The sequence below is a fragment of the Streptomyces sp. NPDC057682 genome (assembly GCF_042799575.1).
Taxonomy (GTDB): Bacteria; Actinomycetota; Actinomycetes; order Streptomycetales; family Streptomycetaceae; genus Streptomyces.
In genome coordinates, this window is record NZ_JBHVIN010000014.1 from 160909 (window position 1) to 173904 (window position 12996).

The window sequence follows — 12996 nt, forward strand, 5'->3', positions numbered from 1 at the left end:
CTTCCCCTTCGGAGACATTGCCGGAACGAAACTTTCCGGCTTTTTCGCACGTTAGGCAGATATATACCGCAAATCAAACACGAAACGGGCTAATCACCCTAGTGCCGCAACGAAGTCGACCGCTGCGCAGTTCCGCAGAGTCAGCCACCTTCGGGGAATCGGCCCTCGTCGAGGTCCTTCATCAAACGGTCCAGACGCCTTGCCGCATCCGGGAGATCGTGCTTCGCCGCGGCCGTGACGACCAGCAGCTTCCGGTTCAGCGCCATCCGTACGCCCTCCGGGACTTGCAGTGCACGCACTCGGGAGTGCGCTTCCTTCAATTGGTCGGCGACGTGGCCGTAAAGCTTGAGTTGGCTGTCGCGTTCCATGCACCGATTGTGCCATCTGGGGCGAGTTGTCGCCCGACGGGGTCTCAACAAGCGACTGCGCCCCCTACCAGAAGGCAGGGGGCGCAGTCCTGGAAACGCGCTGCTCAGGCGGAAATTGTACGGGGCTTGTGGGCCGGCCTGGCCGCCTCGTAGGCCGCGATGTCCGCATCGTTCTGCAGGGTGAGGCTGATGTCGTCGAGACCGTTCAGCAGCCGCCAGCGGGAGTTCTCGTCCAGCTCGAAGGCGGCGGTGATGTCACCGGCGACGACCTGGCGCTTCTCCAGGTCGACGGTGACCTCGGCGGTCGGGTCGGCCTCGGTGAGCTCCCAGATGGCGTCGACGACCGGCTGCTCCAGGACCACGGTCAACAGCCCGTTCTTCAGCGAGTTCCCGCGGAAGATGTCGGCGAACCGGGAGGAGATGACGGCCTTGAAGCCGTAGTTCTGGAGCGCCCAGACGGCGTGCTCGCGGGACGAGCCGGTGCCGAAGTCGGGGCCGGCCACCAGGACCGTGGCGCCCTGGCGCTCCGGGCGGTTGAGGACGAAGGTCTCGTCCTTGCGCCAGGCCTCGAAGAGCCCGTCCTCGAAGCCGTCCCGGGTGACCTTCTTCAGCCAGTGGGCGGGGATGATCTGGTCGGTGTCCACGTTGCTGCGGCGCAGCGGGACGGCCCGGCCGGTGTGCGTGGTGAAAGCTTCCATGATTCTCAGACTCCGGCGGGCGTACGGGCGTCGGACAGGTCGGCCGGCGAGGCCAGATGGCCCAGCACGGCGGTGGCGGCGGCGACCTGCGGGGAGACCAGGTGCGTACGGCCGCCCTTGCCCTGCCGGCCCTCGAAGTTGCGGTTCGAGGTGGAGGCGGAGCGCTCGCCGGGGGCCAGCTGGTCGGGGTTCATACCGAGGCACATCGAGCAGCCCGCGTGCCGCCATTCGGCGCCGGCGGCGGTGAAGACCTTGTCCAGGCCCTCCTCGACGGCCTGCAGGGCGACCCGGACCGAGCCCGGGACGACCAGCATCCGCACGCCGTCGGCGACTTTGCGGCCTTCCAGCACCGCGGCCGCGTTGCGCAGGTCCTCGATGCGGCCGTTGGTGCAGGAGCCTACGAAGACGGTGTCGACACCGATCTCGCGCAGCGGCTGTCCGGCGGTCAACCCCATGTACTCCAGGGCCTTTTCGGCGGCGGTGCGCTCCGAGGCGTCCTCGTACGAAGCCGGGTCGGGGACGGCGGACGACAGCGGCGCGCCCTGGCCCGGGTTGGTGCCCCAGGTGACGAACGGCGAGAGCGCGGCGGCGTCGATGACGACCTCGGCGTCGAAGACCGCGTCCTCGTCCGTGCGCAGCGTCTTCCAGTACGCGACGGCCTCGTCCCAGTCCGCGCCCTGCGGCGCGTGGTCACGGCCGCGGAGGTAGTCGAAGGTGGTCGCGTCGGGGGCGATCATGCCCGCCCGCGCGCCGGCCTCGATCGACATGTTGCAGATGGTCATCCGGGCCTCCATCGAGAGCTTCTCGATGGCGGAGCCGCGGTACTCCAGGATGTAGCCCTGGCCGCCGCCGGTGCCGATCCGGGCGATGATCGCGAGGATCAGGTCCTTGGCGGTGACGCCCTCGGGCAGTTCGCCGTCGACGGTGATGGCCATCGTCTTCGGACGGGCCAGCGGCAGCGTCTGGGTCGCCAGCACGTGCTCGACCTGGCTGGTGCCGATGCCGAACGCCAGGGCGCCGAAGGCGCCGTGCGTGGACGTGTGGGAGTCGCCGCAGACCACCGTGGTGCCGGGCTGGGTCAGACCCAGCTGCGGGCCGACCACGTGGACCACACCCTGCTCGACGTCGCCCAGCGGGTGCAGCCGGACGCCGAACTCCGCGCAGTTCTTGCGCAGCGTCTCCAGCTGGGCGCGGGAGACCGGGTCGGCGATCGGCTTGTCGATGTCGAGGGTCGGGGTGTTGTGGTCCTCGGTGGCGATGGTGAGGTCGAGGCGCCGCACCGGGCGTCCGGCCTGCCGCAGACCGTCGAAGGCCTGCGGACTGGTCACCTCGTGCAGCAGGTGCAGATCGATGAAGAGGAGGTCGGGCTCGCCCTCGGCGCGCCGGACGACGTGGTCGTCCCAAACCTTCTCCGCGAGTGTCCTACCCATCGCTTTCCCTCCGGCCGGCGTCTTCGCCGGCCCAACTAGAGATTCGGTGCGCCCCCGTCCGGACCCCCGTGCGGGGCGGTGGCTACGGGCCGTTGTGGGGCCGCCGGTACAGGTTCGCAACTTCCCCGGAAAATTGAACTTGCGTTTCACAGAGTGAGACGCGAGTATCGTCGTATGGACAACTCTAGCGGCGTCGGCGTTCTCGACAAGGCGGCTCTGGTATTGAGCGCCCTGGAGTCCGGACCGGCCACCCTCGCCGGGCTGGTCGCGGCGACCGGGCTCGCACGACCCACGGCCCACCGGCTGGCCGTGGCACTCGAACATCACCGCATGGTTGCGAGAGACATGCAGGGGAGATTCATTCTCGGCCCCCGCCTGTCGGAACTCGCGGCGGCGGCGGGCGAGGACCGGCTCCTGGCCACGGCCGGACCGGTGCTCACCCACCTGCGCGACATCACCGGCGAGAGCGCCCAGCTCTACCGCCGACAGGGCGACATGCGGATCTGCGTGGCGGCGGCGGAACGGCTGTCCGGACTGCGGGACACCGTCCCGGTCGGCTCCACGCTCACGATGAAGGCGGGCTCCTCGGCCCAGATCCTGATGGCCTGGGAGGAGCCGGAGCGCCTGCACCGCGGCCTCCAGGGCGCCCGCTTCACGGCGACGGCGCTCTCCGGCGTGCGCCGCCGGGGCTGGGCCCAGTCGATCGGTGAGCGCGAACCGGGCGTCGCCTCGGTCTCCGCCCCCGTGCGCGGCCCGTCGAACCGGGTGGTCGCGGCCGTCTCGGTCTCCGGACCGATCGAGCGGCTGACCCGCCACCCGGGCCGGATGCACGCCCAGGCCGTCATCGACTCGGCCGCCCGGCTCAGCGAGGCGCTGCGCCGCTCCGGCTGAGCCCGCGCGTCCGCCCCTTCTCCTCCAGAGGCCGCCCCAGCGTCGTGGCGGCCCCCTCCTCGCACAGAACCCCGCCGTGCCTCACCGTGCCGGCGAGCGGTGCGCGAGACGGTCCGCCGCCCGGCGGCCCCGCCCCTCGATCGGCAGTGAGCCGGTCGCCGCGGCCAGTCCGTACGCCGGCATATCCGCGTAGATGGACTCGTAGCCGCCCTCGGGCACGATGTAGGTCTCGTGCCACAGTCCCACGTGCTGCCGGGACTTCTTCTCCTTGCGGTTGATCATCGCCCACGCCTTGCGGTGCAGCATGTCCGGCGCCATCGCGTACGCGTACAGCTTCTCCTTGGACTCCCAGTACTGGACGACGTAGTACGTCCTCGGGGAGCCGGTCAGCAGGTGGTAGCCGAGCAGCCCCCGGCTCCGGTCCCGGCTCAACTCCCGCAGCATGCGCGGCATGGCGAACAGCACCGGCAGCCAGTGGTGCACGCCCCGGAAGTGGTTGATGCGCATCCCGATGAGGAGGACGACCACGTCCCCCTCGGCCGCCGCGGTCGTCCGTCCCGGTATCGGTTTCGCGAACATGTGATCCCCCTGGCTCGTTGGAGAGTGGCGCTATCCAATGGTTGGATCGTGGCACCGCCCCCGGGGCGGCGCAAGGGAGGGAACGGAATGCGGCTCTCGGAACTGAGCGGGCGCAGCGGTGTGAGCACCGCGACGATCAAGTACTACCTGCGGGAGGGGCTGTTGCCCGCGGGGCGGCGGGTGAGCGCCACCCAGGCCGAGTACGACGAGAGCCATGTGCGCCGGCTGCGGCTGATCCGGGCCCTCCTCCAGGTGGGCCGGCTCCCGGTGGCCACGGCCCGGGAGGTGCTGCACCACGCCGACGACGCCTCCCTGGGCCGCACCATGCGGCTCGGCGCGGCCCTCTGGGCGCTGCCGCACGGCCCCGACGCGGACGAGGAGGCCCCGGAGACGGCGGCGGCCGCCGCGGAGGTGGACCGGCTCCTGGAGGCCCTGGGCTGGTCGACCGCACGGGAGATCGGCGCCCTCTCCCCCTCGCACCGCTCCCTGGTGGCCTCGCTGGCCACCCTGCTCCGGCTCGGCTATCCGTGCCCCGAGGACCGGCTCGCGGAGTACGCCCGGCTGATGCACGCGGCGGCGGTGCGCGATCTGGACCTGATGGAGAGCCATCCCACGGAGACGGAACAGGTGGAGATGGCGGTCGCCGCGGCCGTGCTGTACGAACCGGTCCTCACGGCGCTGCGTCGGCTGGCCCAGGAGGAGGAGTCGGCCCGGCGCTACGGTCTGTGATCCCCGCCACCCGGGGGCCGGGCGGCCTCCGGGTCGCCCCTCACCGGGCCGGACAGGCGAAAGACCCCTCACCGGAGTGAAGGGCCTTCGCGTTCTTCTCTGTTGTACCCCCGACCGGATTTGAACCGGCGCTACTGCCGTGAGAGGGCAGCGTGCTAGGCCGCTACACAACGGGGGCTTGGATACTGCGGTGTTGCGCTGGGCTACCAGGACTCGAACCTAGAATGACGGTACCAGAAACCGTAGTGTTGCCAATTACACCATAGCCCATGGTGTTACAAGTACCCCCGACCGGATTCGAACCGGCGCTACTGCCGTGAGAGGGCAGCGTGCTAGGCCGCTACACAACGGGGGCCCTAGCGATCCTGCATCGAGAACGTGGGTGCGACCCAGATGTTCCCGCGGGAAGGATCTGTACCCCCGACCGGATTCGAACCGGCGCTACTGCCGTGAGAGGGCAGCGTGCTAGGCCGCTACACAACGGGGGCTTGTTCCTGCAACTTGCTTGTACTGCGCTGGGCTACCAGGACTCGAACCTAGAATGACGGTACCAGAAACCGTAGTGTTGCCAATTACACCATAGCCCACTGAAAATCAACCCCTGGGGGTTTCTTTTCTGTCTGCGCTTCCCGGCCGGATCTTTCGGCCCGCTCGGGCGGCGCAGAAAGAACATTACCCGAAGGTGTCCGGCGCTCCAAAACGGGTATCGCCCGCCAGCAGGCCGGGGAGCTGCGCGAGCCCGGTGATCCGTGCCAACTCGGGCCGCCCGCCGCGCCCGCGCCGGTCCAGCCAGACACCCACGAGCCCCGCGGCGATCGCTCCGGCGGCGTCGATGTCCGGCTCGTCCCCCACGTACATCACCTCACCGGGATCGAGTTCCAGGGCCTCGCAGGCGGTGTGGAAGGCGGCGGCGTCGGGCTTGGAGACGCCCAGTTCCGCGGCGCACAGGACGGTCTCGAAGCGGTCGCGCACCCCGAGCACCTCCAGTTTGCGGTGCTGGTGGTGCAGCGCGGAGTTGGACAGCACGGCGTGCCGGTGGCCGGCGGCCAGGGCGTCGAGCGCGGGCACCACGTCGGGGAACAGGGCCCAGGCGGCCTCGAAATGGGCCACGTGGCGCCCGAACCAGGCGTCGGCAGCCTCGTCGTCCAGCGGGCGGTCCAGGAACTCCCTGGCCCGGTCGCGGCGCTGGCCCTCGAAGGTGGCCTCCCCGTCCGCGAACCGCGCCCAGTGGCGCCGGGTGAGCCGGTGCCAGTCCTCGACGGCCTCCTCGGCCGTCCCGTAGCGCACGGGCAGCCCCTCCGCCGCGAGATGGTTCCGCATCCCCGTGGTGGCGGCGGATGTGTAGTCGAAGAGGGTGTCGTCCACGTCCCAGAGAACGGCTCTGATCGTCGGCATGCTCCGACCCTATGCCCGCGGACACGAGGACGGGCCCGGCGGCCGCGTGGTGCGGTCGCCGGGCCCGTGCGTCGTACGGTGCCGTGCGTTACGCGGCCAGCCTGGCCAGGGCCGCGTCCACCCGGGCCAGGGTCCGCTCGCGGCCCAGGATCTCCAGGGACTCGAAAAGCGGCAGACCGACCGTCCGGCCGGTGACGGCCACCCGGACCGGGGCCTGCGCCTTGCCGAGCTTCAGGCCGTGCTCCTCGCCGGCCGTGAGGACGGCGTTCTTCAGCGCGTCCGCGTTCCACTCGGCCTCGGCCAGCTTGGCGCGGGCGGTGGTGAGCAGGGCGTCGGAGCCCTCCTTCATCGCCTTGGCCCAGGAGGCCTCGTCCACGGCCGGCTCGTCGAGGAAGAGGAAGTCCACGTTGGCCGTGATCTCGGAGAGCACGGTGACGCGGGTCTGGGCGTGCGGGGCGATCTCGGCGAACACGTCCGCGTCGAAGGCCTCGGGGGCCCAGGGGGCGAACGGGGCGTGCAGCCACGGACCGCAGGCCTCGGTGAAGGTCTTCACGTCGAGCCGGCGGATGTGCTCGGCGTTGACGTGCTCGCACTTCTTGAGGTCGAAGCGGGCCGGGTTGGCGTTGACGTCCGTGATGTCGAAGGCGGCGACCATCTCGTCGATGTCGAAGATGTCGCGGTCCTCGGCGATCGACCAGCCCAGCAGCGAGAGGTAGTTCAGCAGCCCCTCGGGCAGGAAGCCGCGCTCGCGGTAGAGGTTGAGCGAGGCCTGCGGGTCGCGCTTGGAGAGCTTCTTGTTGCCCTCGCCCATGACGTACGGCAGGTGCCCGAAGGCCGGGGTGTCCTTGGCGATGCCCAGCTCGATGAGCGCCCGGTAGAGGGCGATCTGGCGCGGGGTGGAGGAGAGCAGGTCCTCGCCGCGCAGGACGTGGGTGATCTCCATCAGGGCGTCGTCGACCGGGTTGACCAGGGTGTACAGGGGGGCGCCGTTGGCGCGGACGATGCCGTAGTCCGGCACGTTCTCCGGCTGGACGGTGATGTCGCCGCGGACCAGGTCGGTGAAGGTGATGGCCTCGTCGGGCATCCGGAAGCGCACGATCGAGGTACGGCCCTCGGCCTCGTACGCGGCCTTCTGCTCGGCCGTGAGGTCGCGGCAGTGGCCGTCGTAGCCCGACGGCTTCCCGGCGGCACGGGCGGCGTCGCGGCGGGTGTCCAGTTCCTCGGTGGTGCAGTAGCAGGGGTACGCGTGACCGGCGGCGAGCAGCTTCTCGGCGACGTCCTTGTAGATGTCCATGCGCTGCGACTGGCGGTACGGGGCGTGCGGGCCGCCGACCTCGGGGCCCTCGTCCCAGTCCAGGCCGAGCCAGCGCATGGCTTCCAGGAGCTGCTCGTACGACTCCTCGGAGTCGCGTGCCGCGTCGGTGTCCTCGATGCGGAAGACCAGGGTGCCCTGGTGGTGCCGGGCGAAGGCCCAGTTGAAAAGGGCCGTCCGGACCAGGCCGACGTGGGGGTTGCCCGTCGGGGAGGGACAGAAACGGACGCGTACAGGTGCGTTAGCCACGCTTGATCACCTTGTTGGTGAGAGTGCCGATGCCTTCGATGGTGACGGCGACCTCGTCGCCGACGTGGAGGGGTCCGACCCCCGCGGGTGTGCCGGTGAGGATCACGTCGCCCGGGAGCAGGGTCATGGCCTCCGTGATGTGGACGACCAGGTCCTCGATGCTCCGGACCATGTCGCTCGTCCGGCCGAGCTGGCGTTGCTCGCCGTTGACGGTCGTCTGGATCGCGAGGTCGCCGGGGTCGAGGTCGGTCTCCACCCAGGGGCCGAGGGGGCACGAGGTGTCGAAGCCCTTGGCCCTGGCCCACTGCTTCTCGCGCTGCTGCGCGTCGCGGGCGGTGACGTCGTTGGCGCAGGTGTAGCCGAAGACGACGTCCTTGACCCGCTCCCGGGGCACCTCGCGGCACATCCGGCCGATGACCACGGCCAGCTCGCCCTCGTAGTGCACGTCCTGGGAGAAGGAGGGGTACTCGACGGCGTCGCCGGAGCCGATCACCGAGGTGGTGGGCTTGAGGAAGGCGACGGGGACGTCGGGGACCTCGTGGCCGAGCTCGGCGGCGTGCTCCGCGTAGTTGCGGCCGATGGCCACGACCTTGTTGGGGAGCACGGGCGGCAGCAGCCGGACCTTGTTCAGCGGGACCTTGGTCCCGGAGAGCTCGAAGTCGGCGTACGGGATGCCCTTGATGATGTCGAGGACGAGACCATCGGGTCCGTCGCCCTCGACGGCGCCGAAGGCGACATTGCCGTCGATGGAGAACCTGGCGATGCGCACGGGTTGCTGTCGCCCCTCACTTGCTGGCTGGCTGAAGACTGACGCTCCAGGCTAACGCGGTGAGGGGGGACGCCGTGCGATGCCGCGGGGCCGCCGGGCTATTCGGCGGGGGTGGCGGTCGCGGGGGCGGTCATCAGGATCGTGCGGCGCGGGTTGGCGGTCTGCGAGGGCAGTTCGACGGTGTGCTCCCGCTGCTCCGGCGTGCTCAGCGCCTCGGCGTCCTTGAGGTGCGCCAGCGTCGTGCGCCGGGGGTTGGCGGTGTTGCGGAACGTCATCGTCGTCTTCATCTGCGGTCCGGACCCTGTCGGTAGGGGCACCCCGTTCGGGGGCGCCGGTTGTCGGTTCTGCCGACCCTGTAAAGCGCCAGGCTAAACATCCGATTCCCTCCAAAGGCCAGGAAGAGACGGCGATCATCATGTGAGTTTGCTCACGAAGTGACAGACATTCGCGTCAATTCGGGCGGCCTTTACGGTCGGAGAAATCCGACATTGCACCCCTGAATCCACCATTCCGCCCCTGATCATCTCGACTGGGACACCCCCCACCCCCACCTGATTCACCCGCAATAGTCCGTTATGCCGATGATCGCGTTCCACGGCTTGTTACCCTGTCATCACAAACCGTCACGCAGGTCACGGCCCGATACCGGGGCCTTGTTGGAGATCCGGCACTGTGCTGGAATTCCACGCACCGCCGCGGGTTTCAAGCCGGCGCGCAGGGGGCGCAACGCAGCGCCGAGTGGCGGCGGGAAGGGGAAGAGCGCCGGCCACTCAAAGACCACCATGGGGCGGTAAGACGCCCCACGACGCCGACACCGTTCTTTCCGTCCCCCGACGGAGGAACGCCTGGTCCAGAGGTTGCGACGCTAGTGCAGGGACGTTTCAAGAGGGATGGCAGCGCTGCGGCGGAACAGGAGCCGCGCGGCGGGACCGACCGCGGTTCCTCGCCCCAGCACGCCCAGAACCCCGGACCGGCCGCGGCCGGTGAGAGCAGCGACCGCGACCGCCGGCCCGGCGCGACGGCGGGCGGCGAGTCCGACCCGGCCTCCGCGCTCAAGCCGCGCGGCCCGGTCAACACGGGGTCGCGCGTAGCGCTCCGCAACTGGCGCATCTCCACGCGCCTGGTCTCCCTGCTGGCCCTCCCCGTGGTCGCCGCGACCACCCTGGGCGGTCTGCGCATCAACGACTCCATGAACGACATCCAGCAGCTGGAGCACATGCAGCTGCTGACGAAGATGACGAAGCAGGCGACCTCGCTGGCCCAGGCGCTCCAGGAGGAGCGCGACCGGTCGGCGGGCCCGCTGTCCAACGGCGTCGCCGCGGACGACTTCAAGGTCACGGAGCCCCGCAAGAAGACGGACCGGGCGAAGAAGGCCTTCTTCACCGCGACCAACGACATCGGTGACACCTCCGGTGACGAGGCTCTGGAGAGCATCCACTCCAGCGTCCAGCAGATCGCCTCGCAGCTCGGCGGCATCCGCGACATCCGCAAGCAGGCGTACGCCGAGGGCAGTCCGAGTCTCCAGACCGTCGACGCCTACAGCCAGCTGATCACCTCGCTGCTGAGCCTCTCGCAGGACATGGCGCAGGCGACCAGCAGCCCCGAGATGATCAAGCGCACGCGTGCCCTGGCGGCCTTCTCCTCCGCCAAGGAGTACGCGTCGATCCAGCGCGCGATCATCGCCGCGGCGCTGCCGAACAGCAACGCCAAGGAACCCCATCTCAACCGGAACGACCAGCAGTTCGGTCTCGCCGCCCAGCGCAAGGAGGACGCGGCCCGCCGCTCCTTCGAGGCGATCTACACCACCACGGGCAAGAGCGCCGAGGAGCTGACCTCCACACTCGACGAGGGCCAGCCCGAGATCAAGGCCGCCGACACCTACGCCAAGAAGGTGCTCGACAACGCGAACGGCATGAGCAGCCCCGGCGCCCGCCGTTCGTACATGGACTGGTACGACCAGGACTCCACCAAGATCCAGGCCATGAAGCAGATCGAGGAGACGCTCCTCAGCGACATGGAGGGCAAGGCGCGCGAGCTGCGCGACCAGTCCCAGCGCGAAGCGATCATCAGCGGTGCGCTCATCCTGTTCGTCCTCGGTGTCTCGCTGGTCGGCGCCTTCGTCGTCGCCCGGTCCATGATCCGCTCGCTGCGCCGCCTCCAGGACACGGCCACCCGCGTCGCCCAGGACCGGCTGCCCGAGCTCGTCAAGCAGCTCTCGGAGTCGGACCCGCAGGACGTCGACACCTCCGTCGAGTCCGTCGGTGTCCACTCCCGCGACGAGATCGGCAAGGTGGCCGCGGCCTTCGACGACGTGCACCGCGAGGCCGTCCGCCTCGCCGCCGAACAGGCCCTCCTCCGGGGCAACGTCAACGCGATGTTCACCAACCTCTCGCGCCGTTCACAGGGCCTCATCCAGCGCCAGCTCTCGCTCATCTCCGAGCTGGAGTCGCGCGAGGCCGACCCGGACCAGCTGTCCTCGCTCTTCAAGCTCGACCACCTCGCGACCCGAATGCGCCGTAACGGCGAGAACCTCCTCGTCCTCGCCGGCGAGGAGCCGGGCCGCCGCTGGACCCGCCCCGTGCCGCTGGTCGACGTGCTCCGCGCCGCCGCGTCCGAGGTGGAGCAGTACGAGCGCATCGAACTGGCCGCGGTGCCCGCCACCGAGGTCGCCGGCCGGGTCGTCAACGACCTCGTGCACCTGCTCGCCGAGCTGCTGGAGAACGCCACCTCGTTCTCCTCGCCGCAGACGAAGGTCCGGGTCACCGGTCACGCGCTGCCGGACGGCCGGGTGCTCGTCGAGATCCACGACACGGGCATCGGCCTCTCCCCCGAGGACCTCGCGGCGATCAACGAGCGGCTCGCCTCGCCGCCCACCGTGGACGTCTCGGTCTCGCGCCGCATGGGTCTGTTCGTGGTCGGCCGCCTGTCGCTGCGTCACGGCATCCGCATCCAGCTCCGCCCCTCCGACTCCGGTGGTACGACCGCGCTGGTCATGCTCCCGGTCGACGTGGCGCACGGCGGCAAGCAGCCGGCGCCCAAGCAGGCCCCGGGCCAGCCCCAGCAGTCCTCCCCGCAGGGCGGCGGTCTGCCGGCCGGCGGCACCGCGCAGCGTCCCGGCCTCGACTCCGCGTCCCCGGCCCCCGGCGGCCTGCTCGCCGGCGGTCCGTCCGCCGCACGCGGCCAGGTCGGTGCGGGCAGCGGTCCGCGGGCGGCCCTGCCGTCCCGCGACGCCGCCCGGGGCCAGGGCCAGCCCGGTCAGCCCGGCGGCCCGTCCGAGTCCGCGTTCCCGAGCGGACCGGGCGGCAACGCCCCGCAGACCCGTCAGCCCGAGCCCCCGGCCCCGCGCCAGGGCGGCGGACTGGCCGGCGCCTTCGGCGGCGGTGCCCGGCTCGGTGCCCGCGGTCAGGGCGACAACGGCCCGGACACGAGCCGGCCGAGCCTGTTCGACCAGCGGCGCCCCGAGCAGCCGGCCGGCCCGGCCCGCCAGGTTCCGCACCCGCAGCAGGACCGGCCCGGCCAGAACACCGGTTTCCAGCAGCCCGGCGGCCCCGGCCAGGGCGGCCGTCAGCTGCCCCCGGTCGGCGGCCCGCGTGCCGAGCTGCCGGGTGGCAACCCCCAGCCGCAGCGTCCCCAGACCACCAGCTGGGGCAGCACGGAGGACCCGGCCGCCCAGCACCGCGCCCCGCTCGACGCGCCGCGCGGTCACGAGGAGCCCGAGTCCACCGGCCAGTTCCCGCGTCCGGTGACGCCGCCGCCGCTGACCCCGCGTCCGCAGCAGCCGTTCCCGCCGCAGGCCCAGGACCCCGCGAGCACCGCGCAGTTCGCCCGCCCGGACTTCTCGGCCCCGGCCCCGCAGCAGCCCTTCGCGCCGCAGCCGCAGGCCCAGGACCCCGCGAGCACCGCGCAGTTCGCCCGCCCGGATTTCTCGGCCCCGCAGCCCGGCCAGGACCAGGACCGGCCGGCACCGCGCCAGCGCGACCGCGACACGCAGGACTTCGGCGCGCCGCGTCCGCCGGTCCAGCCGCAGGGCGGCGACTTCCGCCCGCAGCCGCAGCAGCCGGAGGCACTGCCCCCGGCGGGCCCCGGCGACGGCCGTACCCCGCTGTACGACACGCTGGAGACCAACTGGTTCCACGGCCCGCAGCAGGGTGCGCCGCAGCAGCCCGCCGCGTCGCAGGCCCCGGCCTTCCCGCAGCAGTCCGGCGGGGAGCGTCCGGCCCCGGCCCAGGTGCCCGAGTCGCGCAACGAGTCCACCGGGGCGACGCCCGCCTGGCGTCCCTCGCCGAACGACGAGATCGTCCGGCAGGCGGAGCGGGTCAAGAAGCCCGCCGCGGGTGGAATTACCACGTCCGGCCTGCCTCGCCGGGTTCCGCGTGCCAATCTGGTGCCGGGCACCGCCCAGCAGCAGAACCACCAGTCCGGTCCCCAGGTGTCGCGTGCGCCCGATGATGTGCGCGGGCGGCTGACCAATCTCCGCCGGGGCATCCAGCAGGGACGTCAGGCCAACAGCAACGGCCAGTCGACCGGCAGTTTCCCTATCGGCCCCACTCACCAGCAGGAGCGTTAGTTGAGCCCG

General features: G+C 70.9%; 11 protein-coding genes and 5 tRNA genes. 3 read left to right on the plus strand and 13 right to left on the minus strand.

The annotated features are described in order from the left end of the window. Nucleotides 1-140: 140 nt before the first annotated feature. From ACFVDM_RS25305 to leuC, 3 genes are all read right to left on the minus strand, one after another. Nucleotides 141-368 (minus strand): hypothetical protein, encoded by a 228-nt coding sequence (locus ACFVDM_RS25305; protein WP_383644338.1) that lies wholly within the window; start codon nt 366-368, stop codon nt 141-143. A 104-nt stretch (nt 369-472) separates the two neighbouring features. Further along, complete coding sequence (gene leuD / locus ACFVDM_RS25310; protein ID WP_383644341.1) at nt 473-1066, minus strand: 3-isopropylmalate dehydratase small subunit; 594 nt, start codon at nt 1064-1066, stop codon at nt 473-475. Between the two features lie 5 nt (nt 1067-1071). Then, nucleotides 1072-2496, minus strand: coding sequence for a 3-isopropylmalate dehydratase large subunit (gene leuC / locus ACFVDM_RS25315; RefSeq protein WP_383644344.1), 1425 nt, complete (start codon nt 2494-2496; stop codon nt 1072-1074). Between the two features lie 174 nt (nt 2497-2670). On the opposite strand from leuC, the gene ndgR reads away from it, so the two are divergent. Beyond that, the gene (gene ndgR / locus ACFVDM_RS25320) at nt 2671-3387 is read left to right on the plus strand and encodes an IclR family transcriptional regulator NdgR (RefSeq protein ID WP_026237628.1); all 717 of its coding nucleotides are present in this window, start codon (nt 2671-2673) and stop codon (nt 3385-3387) included. 81 nt (nt 3388-3468) lie between these two features. Here the strand turns inward: ndgR and ACFVDM_RS25325 are convergent, their stop codons facing one another. Beyond that, nucleotides 3469-3966 (minus strand): DUF4188 domain-containing protein, encoded by a 498-nt coding sequence (locus ACFVDM_RS25325; protein WP_383644347.1) that lies wholly within the window; start codon nt 3964-3966, stop codon nt 3469-3471. Nucleotides 3967-4053: 87 nt separating this feature from the next. On the opposite strand from ACFVDM_RS25325, the gene ACFVDM_RS25330 reads away from it, so the two are divergent. After that, nucleotides 4054-4695 carry a MerR family transcriptional regulator gene (locus ACFVDM_RS25330; RefSeq protein ID WP_383644350.1) on the plus strand — a complete coding sequence of 214 codons (642 nt, stop codon included), beginning with the start codon at nt 4054-4056 and terminating at the stop codon, nt 4693-4695. Between the two features lie 105 nt (nt 4696-4800). Here ACFVDM_RS25330 and ACFVDM_RS25335 read toward each other — a convergent pair. The 9 genes from ACFVDM_RS25335 to ACFVDM_RS25375 all read right to left on the minus strand — a co-directional run bounded on the left by ACFVDM_RS25335 (nt 4801) and on the right by ACFVDM_RS25375 (nt 8707). Then, nucleotides 4801-4873 (minus strand) — tRNA-Glu (locus tag ACFVDM_RS25335). A 20-nt stretch (nt 4874-4893) separates the two neighbouring features. After that, nucleotides 4894-4965, minus strand: a tRNA-Gln gene (locus ACFVDM_RS25340). Between the two features lie 12 nt (nt 4966-4977). Beyond that, nucleotides 4978-5050: transfer RNA gene (locus ACFVDM_RS25345), tRNA-Glu, on the minus strand. 60 nt (nt 5051-5110) lie between these two features. Further along, a tRNA-Glu gene (locus tag ACFVDM_RS25350) sits at nt 5111-5183 on the minus strand. A gap of 27 nt (nt 5184-5210) precedes the next feature. Beyond that, nucleotides 5211-5282: transfer RNA gene (locus tag ACFVDM_RS25355), tRNA-Gln, on the minus strand. An 85-nt stretch (nt 5283-5367) separates the two neighbouring features. Then, nucleotides 5368-6090, minus strand: a complete 723-nt coding sequence (locus ACFVDM_RS25360) for an HAD family hydrolase (protein ID WP_383644354.1) — start codon at nt 6088-6090, stop codon at nt 5368-5370. Nucleotides 6091-6178: 88 nt separating this feature from the next. Beyond that, nucleotides 6179-7651: a glutamate--tRNA ligase gene (gltX, locus tag ACFVDM_RS25365; RefSeq protein WP_383644357.1), complete on the minus strand. Its 1473-nt coding sequence runs from the start codon at nt 7649-7651 to the stop codon at nt 6179-6181. After that, nucleotides 7644-8420 (minus strand): fumarylacetoacetate hydrolase family protein, encoded by a 777-nt coding sequence (locus tag ACFVDM_RS25370; RefSeq protein ID WP_383644360.1) that lies wholly within the window; start codon nt 8418-8420, stop codon nt 7644-7646. The genes gltX and ACFVDM_RS25370 overlap by 8 nt, the downstream gene beginning before the upstream one ends. A 98-nt stretch (nt 8421-8518) precedes the next feature. Beyond that, on the minus strand, nt 8519-8707 hold the full coding sequence (locus ACFVDM_RS25375; protein WP_383644363.1) for a hypothetical protein: 189 nt from the start codon (nt 8705-8707) through the stop codon (nt 8519-8521). Nucleotides 8708-9288: 581 nt separating this feature from the next. On the opposite strand from ACFVDM_RS25375, the gene ACFVDM_RS25380 reads away from it, so the two are divergent. Further along, on the plus strand, nt 9289-12987 hold the full coding sequence (locus ACFVDM_RS25380) for a nitrate- and nitrite sensing domain-containing protein (RefSeq protein ID WP_383644366.1): 3699 nt from the start codon (nt 9289-9291) through the stop codon (nt 12985-12987). The last annotated feature ends 9 nt before the right edge of the window (nt 12988-12996 follow it).